16 protein-coding genes are annotated in these 17,265 nt (G+C 70.8%); 5 read left to right on the top strand and 11 right to left on the bottom strand.

Annotated elements, in window-relative coordinates:
• Positions 1 to 20: 20 nt before the first annotated feature.
• The gene (locus tag AB0H62_RS12675) at positions 21 to 500 is read right to left on the bottom strand and encodes a hypothetical protein (RefSeq protein WP_220245326.1); all 480 of its coding nucleotides are present in this window, start codon (positions 498 to 500) and stop codon (positions 21 to 23) included.
• 141 nt (positions 501 to 641) lie between these two features.
• On the opposite strand from AB0H62_RS12675, the gene AB0H62_RS12670 reads away from it, so the two are divergent.
• Positions 642 to 1,655: a CHRD domain-containing protein gene (locus tag AB0H62_RS12670; protein ID WP_220245325.1), complete on the top strand. Its 1,014-nt coding sequence runs from the start codon at positions 642 to 644 to the stop codon at positions 1,653 to 1,655.
• Positions 1,656 to 1,715: 60 nt separating this feature from the next.
• Here the strand turns inward: AB0H62_RS12670 and AB0H62_RS12665 are convergent, their stop codons facing one another.
• A complete protein-coding gene (locus AB0H62_RS12665) occupies positions 1,716 to 2,369 on the bottom strand; it encodes a response regulator transcription factor (protein WP_220245324.1) in 654 nt (217 codons plus the stop codon).
• A complete protein-coding gene (locus tag AB0H62_RS12660; RefSeq protein WP_360585911.1) occupies positions 2,366 to 4,165 on the bottom strand; it encodes a histidine kinase in 1,800 nt (599 codons plus the stop codon). Before AB0H62_RS12660 ends, AB0H62_RS12665 begins: the two co-directional genes overlap by 4 nt.
• Positions 4,166 to 4,344: 179 nt before the next feature.
• On the opposite strand from AB0H62_RS12660, the gene AB0H62_RS12655 reads away from it, so the two are divergent.
• Both AB0H62_RS12655 and AB0H62_RS12650 read left to right on the top strand, forming a co-directional pair.
• Positions 4,345 to 5,055, top strand: a complete 711-nt coding sequence (locus tag AB0H62_RS12655; protein WP_220245322.1) for an ABC transporter ATP-binding protein — start codon at positions 4,345 to 4,347, stop codon at positions 5,053 to 5,055.
• Positions 5,052 to 7,313 (top strand): ABC transporter permease, encoded by a 2,262-nt coding sequence (locus AB0H62_RS12650; protein WP_220245321.1) that lies wholly within the window; start codon positions 5,052 to 5,054, stop codon positions 7,311 to 7,313. Before AB0H62_RS12655 ends, AB0H62_RS12650 begins: the two co-directional genes overlap by 4 nt.
• Positions 7,314 to 7,437: 124 nt before the next feature.
• Here the strand turns inward: AB0H62_RS12650 and trmB are convergent, their stop codons facing one another.
• The 8 genes from trmB to AB0H62_RS12610 form a co-directional block, all read right to left on the bottom strand.
• Positions 7,438 to 8,145 (bottom strand): tRNA (guanosine(46)-N7)-methyltransferase TrmB, encoded by a 708-nt coding sequence (trmB, locus tag AB0H62_RS12645; RefSeq protein ID WP_255638557.1) that lies wholly within the window; start codon positions 8,143 to 8,145, stop codon positions 7,438 to 7,440.
• 121 nt (positions 8,146 to 8,266) lie between these two features.
• Positions 8,267 to 8,761, bottom strand: coding sequence for a hypothetical protein (locus tag AB0H62_RS12640; RefSeq protein WP_220245320.1), 495 nt, complete (start codon positions 8,759 to 8,761; stop codon positions 8,267 to 8,269).
• A 380-nt stretch (positions 8,762 to 9,141) separates the two neighbouring features.
• On the bottom strand, positions 9,142 to 9,885 hold the full coding sequence (locus AB0H62_RS12635) for a hypothetical protein (RefSeq protein WP_220245319.1): 744 nt from the start codon (positions 9,883 to 9,885) through the stop codon (positions 9,142 to 9,144).
• Positions 9,882 to 10,790 carry an ATP-binding cassette domain-containing protein gene (locus tag AB0H62_RS12630; protein ID WP_360585908.1) on the bottom strand — a complete coding sequence of 303 codons (909 nt, stop codon included), beginning with the start codon at positions 10,788 to 10,790 and terminating at the stop codon, positions 9,882 to 9,884. Before AB0H62_RS12630 ends, AB0H62_RS12635 begins: the two co-directional genes overlap by 4 nt.
• Positions 10,791 to 10,950: 160 nt before the next feature.
• A complete protein-coding gene (locus tag AB0H62_RS12625) occupies positions 10,951 to 11,700 on the bottom strand; it encodes an ABC transporter permease (protein ID WP_220245317.1) in 750 nt (249 codons plus the stop codon).
• A 38-nt stretch (positions 11,701 to 11,738) separates the two neighbouring features.
• Positions 11,739 to 12,680 carry an ABC transporter ATP-binding protein gene (locus AB0H62_RS12620; RefSeq protein WP_220245316.1) on the bottom strand — a complete coding sequence of 314 codons (942 nt, stop codon included), beginning with the start codon at positions 12,678 to 12,680 and terminating at the stop codon, positions 11,739 to 11,741.
• Positions 12,681 to 12,894: 214 nt separating this feature from the next.
• Positions 12,895 to 13,551 carry a response regulator transcription factor gene (locus tag AB0H62_RS12615; RefSeq protein ID WP_220245315.1) on the bottom strand — a complete coding sequence of 219 codons (657 nt, stop codon included), beginning with the start codon at positions 13,549 to 13,551 and terminating at the stop codon, positions 12,895 to 12,897.
• Complete coding sequence (locus AB0H62_RS12610; protein ID WP_360586026.1) at positions 13,548 to 14,750, bottom strand: histidine kinase; 1,203 nt, start codon at positions 14,748 to 14,750, stop codon at positions 13,548 to 13,550. The genes AB0H62_RS12615 and AB0H62_RS12610 overlap by 4 nt, the downstream gene beginning before the upstream one ends.
• 200 nt (positions 14,751 to 14,950) lie before the next feature.
• Between AB0H62_RS12610 and AB0H62_RS12605 the strand changes: the two genes are divergently transcribed.
• The gene (locus AB0H62_RS12605) at positions 14,951 to 16,450 is read left to right on the top strand and encodes a dynamin family protein (RefSeq protein ID WP_360586024.1); all 1,500 of its coding nucleotides are present in this window, start codon (positions 14,951 to 14,953) and stop codon (positions 16,448 to 16,450) included.
• 32 nt (positions 16,451 to 16,482) lie between these two features.
• A complete protein-coding gene (locus AB0H62_RS12600) occupies positions 16,483 to 17,109 on the top strand; it encodes a hypothetical protein (RefSeq protein WP_220245314.1) in 627 nt (208 codons plus the stop codon).
• The last annotated feature ends 156 nt before the right edge of the window (positions 17,110 to 17,265 follow it).

The raw sequence follows: 17,265 nt of genomic DNA, 5'->3' as shown, positions 1-17,265 counted from the left end.
GGCGTCCCAGACAGCTGTGGTCAGGGTGTCTTCTTGATCAGCTTGCCGTCGGCGCCCACGGCGAACCACAGGTTGTCCACGCCCTGGCCGTCGACGTCGCCGGGGCCCTGGTCGCCGACGTAGTAGTACAGCGGCCACTTCCCGTACTTCGCCTGCTCGACACCCGGCGTTCGTTCGGTCGCCGTCAGCAATTTCTGATCCGCGCCCGTGCCCGCGTGGAAATCCTTGTCGCCGGTCAGCGCGGGCCACGTGGCGAGGCAATCGTCGCCACACGTGCTGGTGCCCGAAATGTCATCGGCGAAGGCATAAAGGGTCCTTCCCGAGGAGTCCGTGAGAATGGGGCCGAGGCCGGACTGGCCGATTTTCACCTCACCCGACGACGCCGGTGAGGCCGGTGACGAACCTTCGGGAGCGGAAGCAGATCCGCTGGTCGCGGTGCTTCCGCAGGCAGCGAGGGTGCCGAGCAGGGCGGCACCGGCCAGGACGATCGAGACACGCATGAGAACTCCTCCACCGATTCACGTCGAATTCGGGACGAGACACGGCGGGCGCGGCGAAACGGTTCAACCGGATTTTCCCCTGAACCACCGAACGCCGGATTCCGTGTCGGCTGGAGAATCCGAAGTGAAAGGACGAACCCCATGCGAGCACGAATCGCGGCACTGGCCGCGCTGACCGCCGGCCTCGGCCTGCTCGGCGCTGTCACCGCCACCGCCAGCCCGATGCCCGGCACCCCGACCACGCCCGACATGCCCGGCATGAACATGGACATGCCGGGCATGGACATGTCCGGCCAGGGTGCCTCGACCCCGGCCAAGGCGCCGGCCAGCCTGTCGACGGCCATCCAGCGCTCCCAGCAGAAGCCGATCTTCCTGCAGGCCAAGCTGACCGGCGCCAACGAGGTCCCGGTCGCCGGCAAGCCCGCCGTCGGCGACCCGAAGGGCAGCGCCACCGGCATCGTCGAGGTGCAGGGCAACAAGGTCACCTACGCGTTCTCGTGGAAGGGCATCAGCGCCCCCACCCTGGGCCACATCCACGAAGGCAAAGCCGGTGTGAACGGCGACGTGAAGGTGCCGCTGTTCGGCACCGCGATGCCCGACACCGTCACCGCGGCGGCCGGCACCGCCACCATCACCGACCAGGCCACGGCCGACGGTCTGCGCAAGAACCCGTCGGGCTTCTACCTCAACCTGCACACCAAGGAGTTCCCCGGCGGCGCGGTGCGCGGCCAGCTCACCCCGCTGCGGTCGTCGGTCGACATGCTGAAGCTGCTGCAGGGCGGTGGCCTGCACGCGTTCATGTCCGGCAACCAGGAGGTCAAGGCCGCCCCGGGCGAGCCGAAGGCCGGTGACCCGAAGGCCAACGCCGTCGGCTTCGTCCGCCCGACCGGCACGCAGGTGCAGTTCTCGTTCGCGTGGTTCGGTCTCCAGCCGACGCTCGCCCACATCCACAAGGGCAACTTCGGCAAGAACGGCGCCGTGGTGGTCCCCCTCATCGGCACGACCGTGCCCGCGGGCGTGTTCGCCGTGTCCGGCACCGCGACCGGCCTCGACTCGGCCCTGGTGAAGGACATCGCGCGGCACCCGCTGTCGTACTACGCGAACTTGCACGACGCCGCCTTCCCGGGTGGCGCCGCGCGTGGCCAGCTCTTCTGATCCAGCATGAAAAACGGGGGCCGGCTCACCAGCCGGCCCCCGTTTTCCGTCGCGAGAAACTCAGTCCACAACCCCGCTGCGCCAAGCCCACGCGGCGATCTCCACCCGGTTGCGCGCTCCGACCTTGCCCTGCACCGAAGCCAGGTGCGTCTTCACCGTCGACAGCGACAAGTACAGCTCCGCGCCGATCTCCGTGTTCGTCAGACCGCGAGCGGTGGCCTTCACCACGTCGAGCTCACGCGCGGTGAGCGGTTCGGACGGCGGGGGCACGTCGCGCTTGTGCCCGTTGGCGCTGTCGAAGTGCTTGAGCAGCCGCACGGTGATCTGCGGCGACACGAGCGCGTCGCCGCGTTCGGCCGCGCGGATGGCCTCGATCAGCAGCGCCGGGCCGGCGTCCTTGAGCAGGAAGCCGCTGGCGCCGTTGCGCAGCGCGGTGTGCACGTACTCGTCGAGGTCGAACGTGGTCACGACCACGACCTTCAGCGGGTCGGTGACCTCCGGGCCGGCAAGCTGCCGCGTGACCTCGAGGCCGTCGAGGCCCGGCATGCGGATGTCGAGCAGGCAGACGTCAGGGCGCAGCTCCCGCGCCTTGGTGACGGCCGAGACGCCGTCGGCGACATCGGCCACCACCTCGATGTCGTCCTGCGCGTCCAGGATCATGCGGAAGCCCATCCGCACCATCTCCTGGTCGTCCGCGATCAGTACCCGGATCACCCGTCATCCCCGTTCGCCTCGAGTGGCAGCCAAGCTTCCACGCGCCAGCCGCCGTCGGGCCCGCGCCCGGCCGTGATCCGGCCGTGCAGCAGGGCGACGCGCTCGCGCATGCCGACCAGACCGTAGCCGCCCGACCCACCGGCCGGTCGGTGAGCCTTCTCCCGGCCGTCGTCGCGCACCGACAGGTGCAGCTCGCGACCGGTGACCTCGGCGTGGACCAGCGCTTCCGTGGCGTCGGCGGCGTGCTTGCCGACGTTGGTGAGCGACTCCTGCACCAGCCGCAGCGCCGACCGCCCGACCTCGTGCGGCAGGTTCGGCGGCAGGTCCAGCATCAGCGTGGTCTTGATGCCGTGGTTGGCGCCGTCGACGAGTTTGCGCAGGTCGGCGTCCAGATCGGTGGTGGCTTGCTCGCTCAGGTCACTCGCGCCGGCGGGCGCGTCGCCGCGCATGCTGCGCACGAGCCGGCGCATCGCCGCGAGCGCTTCCGTGCCCGCGTCCTCGATGCGGCCCATGGCTTCGAGCGCGAGCTGCGGGTTCTTCTCGCCCATCATCCGCGCGGCCTGGGCCTGCACCACGATGCCGGTGACGTGGTGGGCCACCACGTCGTGCAGCTCGCGCGCGAGTGCCATCCGCTCAGTGGTCTGGGCGTCGGTGACCGCGGCCTTCATCACCTGGGTGCGCTCGGAATCGCGTGAACGCAGGAACATGCCGACCGCGATGGCGATGCCCAGCACCAGGCCCGCGCCCACCGCGAACGAGCCGATCTCCTGCGGATCGGTGAGCGGGGAGAAGCTCGACCGGCGCGTGTTGAGGATGGTCCCGACGCCCACCACGGCCGACAGCACGGCGATGCGCGGCCACGCCTTCACCAGCGGCACGGCGCGGACCAGGTTCACCACCACGCCGATCCCGGCCACCATCTGCGCCGGCGGGATCCCGCCTGCCAGCTGGTAGTCGTAGCCCAGCTTCAGGAAGGGGATCACCAGCGCGGACAGCAGCATCAACCCGGCCACGCCGAGCATCGCGTCGCCCGGCCGCCGGGGCGAAAGCACCGCCACCACCGCGGCGCCGATAGAGCAGAACAGTACCGGGAAGCCCGACGCCCCGCCGTCGTAGGTGAAGCCGAACTCGAACAGCAGCGTGATCGCGAGCGCGACGATCAGCGGCCACTGCCCCATCGCCAGCGCGTTGACGCGGCGCAGCTTGCGCAGCCGCTGCTCGCGCACTTCGCGGGGCCCGTCCGACTGCGTGCGGCCCGCCACCCCGATCACGACTGCCGCCGTGAGCAGGGTGGCGCCGAACAGCATCGCGGACACGATCGAGGAGGACGCGACGTCGCCGTAGCTGTAGCGCCCGAACACCGCGATCAGCGCGCCCACCACGAGCGACGAGATCGCCGCGAACGCGACGCCGGGGCGGGCCCGGCGCGCGAGGTAGTAGACCATCTCCGTGCCCGCCACCACGTCGGTGATCGAGAGGTTCGCGAGCACGCTCGAATACGCCGGCGTGTGCAGGTAGCGCTGGAAGATCGTGAAGAACGCGAGCGCGAAGGCCGCGACCATCGCCGCCACCGCCGCGCGCCGGCGAGCCCAGATCGCGCACCCCACCATCGCGAAGATGCCGGGGAACAAGGCGAAGTCGACGAACTTGGGGCCGTGGTCGTCCAGGGCCGCGTCGGTCACGAACACGAGGTCGAACAGCAGCGCCGCGAGCAGCACCACCACGGGCATGCCGAGGCGGCGCACGAGCTCGGTCACGCGTGCGGAAAAGGACGAGGACGGCGGAGCTTGGGACACAACCGAACGGTAGAGGATCGCGGGCCGAGCGCACCTTGGCCAGGTGGTTCGAGCCGCATCGGCCGATCGGCCGATGCCGGTGATCGTCGGACTGGCCGTCTGCCCGAAGTGGACACCCGCCCCGATCCGTGAAGGTGGTTCCCAACGAAGTCGCAGACCAATGAGGGAGAGACCCCCGGATGAGCAATCCACAGTGGACTTCCGGCCCGGTGCTGTCGGGGCGGGGGCTGGTGAAGCGGTACGGCGGGCAATACGCGCTGGCCGGTATCGACATCGACATCCAGCCCGGGGACGCGGTGGCCATCGTGGGCCCATCCGGGTCGGGCAAGACGTCGCTGCTGCACGTGCTGGCCGGCATCCTGCGCGCCGACGGCGGCGAGATCCACCTCATGGGCCGGCGCATCGACAACCTGAACGAGAAGAAGCGCAGCGAGCTGCGGCGCACGGAGTTCGGGTTCGTCTTCCAGTCCGGGATGCTCGTGTCCGAGCTGACCGCCGAGGAGAACGTGGCGCTGCCGTCGCTGCTCGCGGGCAAGGCCCGGCGCGAGTCGGTCGCCGCGGGCCGCGAGTGGCTGGCGCGCCTCGGCCTCGCCGGCAAGGAAACGCGCCGCCCGGGTGAGCTGTCCGGCGGTGAGGCGCAGCGCGTGGCCATCGCCCGGGCGCTCACGCACCGGCCGAAGGTGATCTTCGCCGACGAGCCCACCGGCGCCCTCGACACGCGCACCGGCCGCGAGACTATGCAGGCGCTGCTCGGTGCCGCGCAGGAGTCCGGCGCCGCCGTGATCGTCGTGACCCACGACCGCGAGCTCGCCGAGTCGATGCCCAAGACCGTGGCCATCCGCGACGGCTTGATCGCGGCAGCGTCTGAGCAAAAGAGGTTGGCGGTATGAACTCGCTCCAGCTCGCCCTGCGCGTGCTCCGTGTCGACCGGCGGACCCGCACCTCGGCGATCCTCACCGCGGTCGGCGTCGCGGTCGCGACCGGGCTCGTGCTGCTGCTCGCGTCACTGCCCTTCGCGACGCAGGTCCGCGAACAGCGCGGCATCTGGCAGTCGTACTACAACTTCGACACCAGTGGCACGCCGGTCATGCTCGTCAGCGGGGCCAAGGACTACTTCCACGGCCAGGAGATCACCCGCGTCGACGTCGCGGTCACCGGCAACACGGCCGGGCTGAAGCTGCCGGCGGGGATTTCGAAGCTGCCCGGGCCGGGTGAGACGCTCGTGTCGCCCGCGTTGGGCCGCCTGCTGAACAACACGCCGGCCAACCAGCTCGGCGACCGGTTCGGCAAGCCCGTCGCCGCGCTCGGCGACCAGGCGCTGAAGTACCCGGAACAGCTCGTGGCGCTCGTCGGCCACAGCGAGCAGGAGCTCAGCGCGACGGAGGCCGAACGCGCGACGGAGGCCGTCGCGCAGCCGGTGAGCGCGTTCCCTGACCAGCAGGCGAAGGCGGATCCGCTCCTGACGCTGCTGGCGTGGGTCGGCATCATCGTGCTGCTGGTGCCGAGCCTGGTGCTCGTCGCGTCGTCGGCGCGGCTCACCGCGGCCCGGCGCGAACGCCGGCTCGCCGCGATCCGCCTGGCGGGTGCCACGCCGGGGCAGGTCACGTCCATGGTTGCCGGGGAAACGATCCTGTCCGCGGGCGTCGGGGCCCTGCTCGGCCTGGCTCTCAGTCCCGCTTTGCACGGTCTGGCGACGTTCGTCCCATGGGGTGGCGGCACCTGGCTGGCCACGGACTTCACGCTGCCGACCGCGCTCGCGGTCTTCATCGTGATCGCCATCCCGGCGCTGGTGGTGCTGGCCGGCGTGCTCGGCCTGCGGCGCGTGCTGCGCAACCCGCTCTTCGCGACCGGCGGCCACAGCGTGAAGCCGCTGCGCTGGTGGCGGCTGCTCGTCCTGCCGGTGGCGGGCCTGTTCTTCCTCTACGCGGTGTCCAGCACCGGTGACGGCGGGCCCACCATGGTGCTGGTCGGCCTGTTCTTGCTGGTCGCGTCGGCGATCGTGGTCGGTCCGTGGGTGACCTCGGCGGTCGGCGGCACCTTCGTGCGGGGGTGGCGGGGGCCGTCGGCGCTGCTGGCCGGACGCCGGCTGCGCGACGACCCGAAGGGCGCCTACCGCGCCACGGCGGGCATCGTGCTCGCGGTGTTCACCGGCTCGATGGCGCTCACGCTGCTGCCGTCGTTCGAGTCGCTCGCCGGTGGCGGGCGGACGTACGCCGACTCGGTGCTCTACGCCGACAGCAGCCCGGACAAGGCCGCGGCCGTCGTGGACCACGCCAACTCCGCGCTGGCCCGCTACGGCCAGCAGGAACGCGCGATCGCCGTGGGCCAGGTCTATCTGGTGCAGGGCACGGGCGAACAGCGGTCGTACCAGCGGGCACTCGTGATGTCGTGCGCCGACGCGGCCCGGCTGACGCGGCTCGGGATTACCGCGGCCGACTGCAAGCCCGGCGTCGGGCTGTACGCGCCGTACGAGCTGAACGCCGCCGAGTACCACGTGGTCGGCGACCCGGAGCCCACTGACCCGGGGCAGCCGCTCGGCTCCGTGCCGGTCGGGACGTTCAAGATGGGCGACGACGTGAGCAGTTCCTACCTGCTCGACCCGTCGGCGCTGCCGGCGGGTGTGAAGCTCGGCGCGGCCACGGTGATCGCCCCGACGACGGACGCCGACCGCGAGATCGTCCGCACCGCACTGGCCTCGGCCGCGACGGGCGCGGAGGTCGGCAGCCGCGACCAGTACCTCTACGACCAGCAGACGCAGCTGTCGGACCTGCGCCGGGTGACCGTGATCGGCCTGGTGGCCGCCGGCATCCTCGCCGGCTGCAGCGCGGCCGTCGCCACGGCCGGCTCGATCATGGACCGGCGCCGGACGTTCGGGGCCCTGATGGCGGCCGGGACACCGGTGAAGGTGCTGTCGAGGGCGCTGCGGATGGAGACGGCGCTGCCCGCGCTGGTCGCGACGATCGGCGCCGGCGTGGTCGGCATCCTCGTCGGGATCGGGCTGTTCAGCACCGCCGACGAAGGCTCCGTCGTGTTCAGCCCGTGGATCTTCGCTCCGGTCGTGCTCGGCGTCGGGGTGGCGCTGCTCGGAGCCTCGATCTGCACGCCCGCCCTGCGGCGCGTGCAGGCGGAGCCGCTGGCCGACGAGTAGCGGGCGGTCCGCCCTTCGCGGGGTTGGGCGGACGCCGGGGGTGAAAAAGGGGAGAAAAAGGGCCGCTGCCGGGGATGGGAACCCGGCAGCGGCCCTTTTTCACCATCTTTCTTAAGACAATTCGTCAGCGTTTCTCGAAAATGAGGTCGTGTGACACGCGGCCTTCGACGTCGGCGCGCTGTTCGAACTTCGTCCGCGGCCGCCATTCGGGCCTCGGCGCCCAGCCACCCGGTTCGTCCGCGTAGCGGTTGCGCAATGCGGGCTCGGCTGAACACACTTCCAGCATCTGCTCGGCGTAGTGCTCCCAGTCGGTGGCGAGGTGGAACGTGCCGCCCTGCGCGAGGCGCGACGCGACGAGAGCCACGAAATCCGGCTGCACGATCCGGCGCTTGTGGTGGCGCTTCTTCGGCCACGGGTCCGGGAAGTACAGCCGCACGCCGGCGAGCGCGCCGGGCTCGACGTGCTCGGTCAGCAGCACCACCGCGTCGCCGTGCATCAGCCGCAGGTTCTCGACGCCGAGCTTCTCCGCGCGCAGCATCAGCTGGCCCAGGCCCGGGTCGTAGACCTCGGCGGCCACGTAGTTGAGCTCGGGCGCAGCGGCCGCCAGCTGCGACGTCGTCTCGCCCATGCCGGAGCCGATCTCCAGCATCACCGGCGCCTCTCGGCCGAACCACTCGGCGAAGTCGACCGGTCCGGCCGGCAGGTCGGCGACCGTGCGGCCCAGCCGCGGCCAGTGTTCGTTCCAGGCACGCTGCTGGCCGACGGTCATCCGGCCGCCGCGGTTGACAAAGCTGACCACGCTGCGCAGCCGGGGCTGGTCCTCGTTCTCCACCCGGACACGATACTGATCCGGCCAAAAGTAGGCCGACCCCCACGCGGCACGTAACCGTTGCAACGAAGCCATTCGGCCGTGACTGTGGTCGGATCAGTATCCGTCGGCACGGCCGGGCGGGTCAGCGGACGGCTTCGAACTCCCCGAGCCGGGAGCGCAGTCCGGCGAGCCCGGACACAGCGATCGGGTGCGGCGTCGTGCCCGTGTGGGCCGGCAGCACGTCGATCCAGCCGGGGTGGCGATCGGTGTTCAGCACGGTCGTCGGGACGGAGTGCCCGGACTTCCCGCGCTCGGACGGCATGAACTCCCAGTAGCCCGATTCGCCGTCGGCGGCCCAGGGCACGAACTCCCAGCCGGAGCGGCGGGAAAGCAGCTGCTGGATGCGGTCTTCGATGCGGAACCCCAGCTCACGGGACTCGAGCCGGCCGCTTGCGACGGCGCGCAGCCACCACGGCGCGGGCAGCGGGCCCTGCATGCCGCTGGCCCTGCGGTAGAGGGCGAGCACGAGGTCTTCGGCCGCGCGGTGCACCCACGCCTGGCGCAGGTCGCCGGGTTTCATCGCGGGCTGCGCGAACCGCGGCAGCTCGATCGCCTGCGACCATTCGAGGTCCAGCATCGGCTCGAGCCGGGGTTGGCGCGGCGCTGCGCGGTGACTTTGGGGTGCGGCTTCACGGTCACTTCGAAGTGTCGCTTCGCCGTGATTTTGTGGTGCCGCTTCGCTGTGACTTTGTGGTGCCGCTTCGCTGTGACTTTGTGGTGCCGCTTCGCTGCGGGCTGTGGGAATGGGACTCATGAGCCCCTGACCAGCGTCCACCGTCAAGGTTCACCTCCGGGGAGCTGAGACGGACGAGCACGCTCTTGATCTCGAATATCCTGGTGACTTTGCCATTATGTCCGCTCCCTGTGAGAGAAGCCACAACGACTTAACGCGGTCTTAATCCGTTTGCCTCGTGGACACCTGTTCTGCACGTGCAGATTAACGCGAATGTGCTCTCGTCAGGCGTCGCGGCGGTTCGCGGTGAGCACGCCGGCGACGTAGAACGCGAGACAAATGCCGCCGAAATACGCGAGGTAGCCCCACGGGCCGAAAGCGGGCGTCACGTTGAGCGCCGCTTGCGTGAAATCCCCACCAGCGAACTGCCCGGCCGCGAAGAACGGCAGCCACGGGTAGACGTCGGGGCCGACGCGCGGGATCAGCAGCACCAGCCCCTCCACGAGCTGCGTCCACACGAGCACGAGCGTCAACGCGAGCGCGGTGCTCCGCAGCAGCAGCCCGACGCCGACGCCGAGCAGCCCGGTGAGCGCGAACGTCACCGTCTGCCCGAGCACCAGCCGCCAGTCGCCCGCCGAGTGCAGGGCGAGATCCGCGTCCGGGCGGACCAGCGACGCGATGCCCCACGACCCCACGCCCGCGAGCAGCCCGAGCACCGCGCAGACGACCACCACCACGGCACCCTTCGCGAGCAGCGCGGGCACGCGCGTCGGCACGGCCTGGAACGTGAGCCGCAGCGTGCCCCAGCTCGCGTCGGACGTCGCGGCGAGCACGGCCAGCACCAGCGCCACCGTGCGGCCGATGCCGGTGGCGAGCTGGGTGTTGCCGACGCTCGCGGTGACCTCCGAGCCGGCGAGCGCGAAGAACAACGTCGTGAACGCCAGCGGCGCGAGCACCGACAGCGCGCCGCACCACCAGGGCGCGCGGGTGGAGAAGAGCTTGATCCGTTCGGCCCGCAGCACGTTCACCGGGTACCTCCGCTCGTGAACTCGGCCGTCTGGCCCGTCAGCTCCAGGTACGCCTGCTCCAGCGACCCGGCCAGCGGGCTCAGCTCGTGGAGGGTGGCACCGACCGTGAACGCGAGATCACCCACAGTGTCGCTGTCCACTTCGGACACCACAAGCGCGTCGCCCTCGTCGGTGAACGCGATCCCGAGCTCGGTCAGCGCCGTGCGCAGGGCGTCGGCCTGGGGCGTGCGCACGCGGACGCCGCGCGAGCCGGCGCGTTGGACGAAATCGGCCATGGTGCCCTGGTAGGTGAGCCGGCCGCGGCCGATCACCACGAGGTCAGGCGCCGTCTGCTCCATCTCCGGCAACAGGTGGCTCGACACGAACACGGTGCGGCCGTCGGCGGCGAGCGAGTGCATGAGCTGCCGGACCCACAGCACGCCTTCGGGGTCGAGACCGTTCACGGGTTCGTCGAACAGCAGCACCTTCGGGTCGCCCAGCAGCGCGGTCGCGATGCCGAGGCGCTGCAGCATCCCGAGGGAGAACTCGCCCGCGCGCTTCTTCGCGACGGAACCGAGGCCCACGAGCTCGAGGACCTCGCCCACGCGCCGGTCGGGCAAGCCGTTGGTCGCGGCGAGCCAGCGCAGGTGCTGCCGGGCGCTGCGGCCGGGGTGGCGCCAGGTCGCGTCGAGCAGGGCGCCGACTGTCCGGAGTGGATCGACCAGCTGCCGGTAGGGCCGGCCGTCGATGTGCGCGGTGCCGGCCGTGGGCGTGTCGAGACCCAGCAGCAGCCGCATCGTCGTGGACTTGCCGGCGCCGTTCGGGCCCAGGAAGCCGGTGACGCGACCGGCCTCGGCGGTGAAGGTGAGGTCGTCGACGGCCAGGGTTTCGCCGTAGGACTTGGTCAGCCCGTGGGTCTCCAGCACGCGCGAACACTACCGAGCCGAGCGCGTGCCGAAAACGAAAAGATCCGGGTCGCCCCCCGAAGTGGCGACCCGGATCTTTCTCCTATCCCCTTTTTCCCCTGTTCAGCCGGTTTCGGCCCCCGCCGCCTCCGCCCGAACGTCCCTGTGGTGGGTCTTTCTGTCAGGCGTCGCGCTTCTTCGCGACGCCGATCGCGACGGCCAGCAGCACGATCGCGATGCCCGCGAAGTAGGCGAGCGACCAGCCCTGCGAGAGCACCGCGTCGGACGGCGGCGGCCCCTGCACCGCCCCGCCCGCACCGCGGAGGAACTTCTCCGCGACGTTGAACGGCAGCCACTCGTGGATCTTCGGGCCGACGGTCGGGATGAGCTGCACCAGGCTTTCCACGGCCAGCACGTAGATCAGCAGCAGCGCGATCGCGCCGGCGCTGTGGCGGATCAGGATGCCGATGGCCACCGCGATCACCGCGGCGAGCGCGAAGAGCACGCCGACGCCGGCGACGTTGATCCACTCGGCCGAGGTGTCGAGCGCCAGCGCGTCCGACGGGCGGATGGCGTAGCCCAGTGCCCAGGCGCCGAACGCGCCGATCTCACCGATCACGAGCGAAAGCAGCGCGACGACGGTGGCCTTGGCGATGAGCACCGAGGTGCGGCCCGGCACGGCCTGGAACGTGGTGCGGATGGTGCCGAAGCGGTACTCGGTGGTCACCGAGAGCGCCGCCAGCACCATGATCACGGCGATGCCGAACTGGTAGCCGAACTGCGTCGTCCCGACGTCGATGGTCGCCGTGCTCGGCGCCGCGCTCGCCACGAGGGCGGAGAAGCCGGCCGTGAGGACGATGGCGATGAGGGCGCACCACCACGGTGAGCGAGTGGTGAACAGCTTGATGCGTTCGACCGCGAGCAGAGTCATGGTTCTTTTCCCCGGAATCCTTGTTGTACGAGTAGTCGTCAGCGGGCGGTGGGCTGGAGGGCTTGCTGCGCCTCGGCCTCGAGCCCGGTGTGGTACTCGACGGAGTCGCCGGTGATCTGCATGAAGGCCTGCTCGAGCGAACCGGTCTGCGGGCTCAGCTCGTGGAGCACGACGTTCGCGGAAGCCGCGAGCTCGCCGATCTTGGCACTGTCCATCCCGGACACGATGAGCGCTTCGCCCGAGTCGGTCACCTGGGCGCTGGCGCGCACCAGTGCCTCGCGCAGCACGGGCAGCTGCGGCGAGCGCACCTTCACGGTGTTCTCCGCGGCGCGCGCCACGAACTCCTCGGTGGACGACTGCGCGATCAGCTGACCCTTGCCGATCACCACGAGCTCGCTCGCGGTCAGCGCCATCTCCGAGAGCAGGTGGCTCGACACGAACACCGTGCGGCCGTCGTCGGCCAGGCGGTGCATGAACTTGCGGATCCAGAGGATGCCCTCGGGGTCGAGGCCGTTCACCGGCTCGTCGAACAGGAGCACCTCCGGGTCGCCCAGCAGCGCGCCCGCGATCCCCAGCCGCTGCGACATGCCGAGCGAGAACCCGCCGGCGCGCTTGCCGGCCACGCTGGTGAGACCCACGATGTCGAGCACTTCGTCCACACGCGACGCCGGGATGCGGTTGGACTTCGCCATCCACATCAGGTGCGCGCGGGCCGAGCGGTTGGGGTGCACCCACTTCGCGTCGAGCAGCGCGCCGACGGTGCGAAGCGGGTCCTTCAGGTCGTGGTACCGCTTGCCCCCGATGCGGACCTCACCGGCGGTGGGGTTGTCGAGCCCCAAGATCATGCGCATGGTCGTGGACTTGCCGGCGCCGTTCGGGCCCAGGAAGCCGGTGACCTTCCCCGTGGCCACGCTGAACGACAGGTTGTTCACCGCCAGCGTGTTCCCGTAACGCTTGGTGAGACCTGATGCCTCGATCATCCCTGCTCCCTCTTCGACGGCTGTGTGCCGCTTACCCGCCATATCGTGACCGAGGTGGACCGGTCTTCGCGTCATCCTGTGGGTCGAACTCGTCACCCGACCTGAGTAGTACCCAACCGCCTCGGCGGTTGATGTGCGATCGGTGAAACCCCTGAGACGACCCTGAACTTCGGCGTCGAAGACCAGCACAGTGGATCAAGAGCGGGTGGGGACCTCAGCCGAGGCCGGGGCGCGCGAGGCCGGTTTCGTAGGCGAGCACCACGGCCTGCACGCGGTCGCGCAGGTCGAGTTTCGCCAGGATACGGCCCACGTGCGTCTTCACCGTGGCCTCGGAGAGGAAGAGCGTTTCGGCGATCTCGAGGTTCGACATGCCCTTCGCGATGAGCACGAGAACCTCGCGTTCGCGGTCGGTCAGCACGTCGAGCTCCCTCGCGTCGCGCACCGGCGAGCCGCCTGCGCCCACGAAGCGGTCGAGCAGCCGCTTGGTCACCGAGGGTGACACCACGGCGTCGCCCGACGCGACGGACCGCAGCGCCGACACGAGGTGGTCGGGCGGGGTGTCCTTGAGGAGGAAACCCGACGCGCCGCCCTGCAGGGCCGCATAGACGTACTCGTCGAGGTCGAAGGTGGTCATCACCAGCACGCGCGCGGTCCCGGCGGCCACGATCTGCTTCGTGGCCTCCACCCCGTCGAGCACCGGCATGCGCACGTCCATGAGCACGACGTCAGGCCGCAGCTCGTCGGCGAGCTTGATGGCCTGCGCGCCGTCGCCGGCCTCGCCCACCACGTCGATGTCGGCCTGCGCACCCAGCACCATGCGGAAGCCGACGCGCATCAGTTCCTGGTCGTCCACGACCACCACTTTGATCACGGCGCCAACCTAACGGGCAGCACGGCCCGCACCTGCCACCCACCGGCGGGCGCGGGGCCCACCTCCAGCGTTCCGCCGTACACGTTCGCGCGCTCCCGCATCCCGATCAGTCCGTTTCCGCCCGCGACCTGCAGCCGCGGAGCCTTCTTCGACGGCGCTCCCGCGCCCACCGTCACCTGTTCGAGCTGGCGCGCGCGGCCGGCCCCGTCGTCGCGGACGAGCACCTCGACCACGTCGCCGGTCTTGCTGTCGCCCTTGCGGTGCACGTGGACCTCGGCGCGCGCGCCGGTGCCGGCGTGCTTGAGCGTGTTCGTGAGCGACTCCTGCACGATGCGGTAGATGCCGAGGGAGACGCCGGCGGGCAGGTCGGTGAGGCCTTCGCCCACCTCGAGGTCCACTGGGACGCCCGCGCCGCGCATGCGTTCGGCCAGCTCGCCCAGCGCGTTGGCGTCGGGCTGCGGTACGCGTGGCTCGCCGTCGCCGTGGTCGCCGCGCAGCACCTCGAGCAGCCGGCGCAGCTCGCCGAGGGCGCCGCGGCCGGTTTCGGAGATCGTCTGCAGCGCGCGGCCGGCCAGCTCCGGGTTCGTGGGCAACGCGAGCGCCGCGCCGTCGGCCTGCACCACCATCACGCTCACGGAGTGGGCGACCACGTCGTGCAGCTCGCGCGCGATGCGGCCGCGCTCCTCGGCCACGGCGATGCGCGTGGCCTGGTCGCGTTCGGTCTCCAGCAGGTGCAGGCGCGCTTCCACCTCCAGCTGGTACGCGCGCCGCGCACCGACGAACTCGCCGAGCGTCCAGCACAGCGCGATGCCGAAGGCGGTGAACAGCGCGTTGCCCAGCCACGGCGTCGACTTGTCGGTGAACACCTCGACGCCGGTCATCAGCACGAGCGCGCCGACGTAGATCAGCCCCTGCTTGCGGCCGATGTAGACCAGGATCGAGTACAGGCTCATCGCCAGCGCTGCGACGGAGGAGAAGCCGAGCGACAGCGCCCCGTGCGCGATGGCGACGAAGTACACGACGTAGGCCGAGACCAGCGGCTTCTTCCGCCGGAACACGAGCGGCGCCACCATGGCGATGTCGATCGGCAGCGAGATGAACCACGGCGGCGGGTGGTTCTCGTGGCCGACGCTGCCGCCGACGAACAGCACGAAGTCGATGAACAGCAGGACCACGGCGAGCAGCGTGTCGCCCGCCATGGGGTGGGCACGCATCCAGAGGCTCAGCCGTCGCACCCGACAAGATTAGGTGGGCGACCGGGCACGCCGCGTCATCCTCCGGTAGCACTGTCGGTCGCACTCGCGGTGGTCGGACATGGCACGATTTCCCGGCAGTAGAGCAGCGAACGAGAGGGGACCGGGGCGTGACGGAGCAGGGGCGCCTCGCGGGCCCTTTGTCGATGTCGGTCGCCAACCTGTGCCACCGGCTCGCCTCGCAGGTTTCGCCGCGCACGGCCGCCGGGTTCGCCGAGGTGCAGCGCCGGCTCGCCGCGCCGCTGCAGGTGGCCGTGGCCGGGCGGATCAAGTCGGGCAAGTCCACGCTGGTCAACGCGTTGATCGGCCGCCGGGTCGCGCCCACCGACGTCGGTGAGTGCACGCGCCTCGTCACGCGTTTCCAGTACGGCACGGTCGACCGCGTCGAGGTCGTGTTCACCGACGGCGCCAAGCAGGTGCTGCCCTTCGCCGCCGACGGGTCGATCCCGGCCGAGCTCGGCGTGGACATCACGAAGGTCTCGCACCTCGAGGCCTACCTGACCAACGCGGTGCTGCAGGGCATGACCGTGATCGACACCCCGGGCCTGGGCTCGCTCGACGCCGCGTCCGTCTCGCGCACCGAGCAGCTGCTCGGCGCCGCGCAGGAGGACACCGGTTCGGACAACCTCGACGACACCTCCCGCAACGCCGTCGCCGGCGCGGAAGCCGTGCTCTACGTGGTGACGCAGGGCGTGCGGGCCGACGACCAGCAGGCGCTCGCCGCGTTCACCGCCGCCACCGCGAGCCGCGAGGCGGGCCCGGTGAACGCGATCGCCGTGCTGAACAAGGCGGACACGATCGTCGCGGAGACCGTCGAGGGCTCGGGCGGCGACATCTGGCTGGCGGCGAAGCTGCTCGCGGAAAAGCAGGCGAGCACGCTCAAGCCGCGCGTCGCCGACGTGCTGCCGGTGATCGGCCTGATCGCCGAGTCCGCCGAGTCGGGCGGCTTCACCTCGGCCGACGCCGACGCGCTGCACCAGCTCGCCGACGTCGACGACGACGTCCTCGAGACCATGCTCATCTCGGCCGACATCTTCACCAGCTGGGAGTGCGACGTGCCCGCCGGCGTCCGGCTGCGGTTGCTGGAGAAGCTCGACCTCTACGGCGTTCGCCGCGCCGTCGACGCGATCCGCGCAGAGCCCGCGATCACCGCGGGGGCGCTGCGTCGGGTGCTGCTCGACGCGTCGGGCCTCGACGCGGTGCGCCAGCGCCTGGCCATCGTCTTCGCCGCGCGAGCCGACGGGATCAAGGCCGCCGCGGCGCTCGCTTCGGTGACCGCGCTGGCCCACGCGTCGGGCGATCCCGGCGAACGCCAGCGCGTGCACGACGCGATCGAGGTCCTGCTCGCCAAGCCGGAGGCACACCAGCTGCGGCTGCTGGAGGCGTTGACGCTGGTGGCCTCCGGAGCCGTCGACATGCCGGAGGACCTCGCGGAAGAGGTGCTGCGCGTCGGCAGCAACGCCGACCTCGGCGCGCAGCTCGGCCTCCCCGGCGCCGCCCGGCCGGAACTGACCGCTCACGCCCTCGAACGCGCGGGCTGGTGGCGCTCCTTTGCCTCGTTCGGCGCAACGCCCGCGCAGAGCCGCGTGGCGCACGTCGTGCACCGGGCCTATTTCCTGATCTGGCAACAGATCCGCATCCCGTAGGAATGTCGCCGTTCACGCGTAGGGTGGATTTCGTGCGGCTGGAGAACACCACCTCGTGGCGGGCGTCCTGGGGGAGCGAGCAGGAGATCGACATCGCTCTGTACCTCCGGGACGTGCTCGCGTTGTCCGTCGCCGAGGGCCAGCTGCTGCCGCCGGTGGAGCCCGCGGTGCCGGTGCGCGTGCCGCCGGCCATCGACCGCGCCGCCGTTCAGGCCCAGTGGGCGGACTGGTGGACCGATCTCCTGGAGTTCGTCCGGCTCCGCGGCGAATCGGGTTCGCGGAAGCCCCGCAGCCGCTTCGGCCGGCCCGCTCCCGGCGACGGCTCGGCCATCGACCTGGCCATCCAGCACTTCACGTCCGCTGCCGCGCGCCACTTCACGGAGGCCCGCCGGCCGGCTCTGCACGCCGCATTGGGGGCCGCGGGCTTCTACCGGCGGCAGATCGTGGCGGGCGACCGGCTGGGGCAGCTCGTCCGCGAGACCGAGGTCGACCTCGGCCGGCGTGCGCGGCCCTTTCGACTGTCGGTCATCGAGATCTCCGTGGCGGGCCGCGTCTGGCTCCGGACGGCCGAGGACCAGATCCTCGTGTCTTCGCGCTTCGCCGAAGACGTGCCTTCGCTGGAGCAGGCGATGCGCTCGGTGATCCGCGACCTCGCCTGACGGCGCGCGCAAGCGTTTGCGCTCCCGGATTCGCGCCCGACTGGCGAAGATCTGCTCCAGACTGGTGGAATCCCGGCGGGCCGAACGGGCGGTCCGCGGGGCAAGGCGGGGGTGACTGCTGTGGCCTGGTTCCGCAACCGCGGCACGGAACCCGCC

Source organism: Amycolatopsis sp. NPDC050768, from assembly GCF_040654155.1.
Taxonomy (GTDB): domain Bacteria; phylum Actinomycetota; class Actinomycetes; order Mycobacteriales; family Pseudonocardiaceae; genus Amycolatopsis.
The sequence above is the reverse complement of the archived record's forward strand: the minus strand, read 5'-3'. Positions and strand labels throughout refer to the sequence as shown.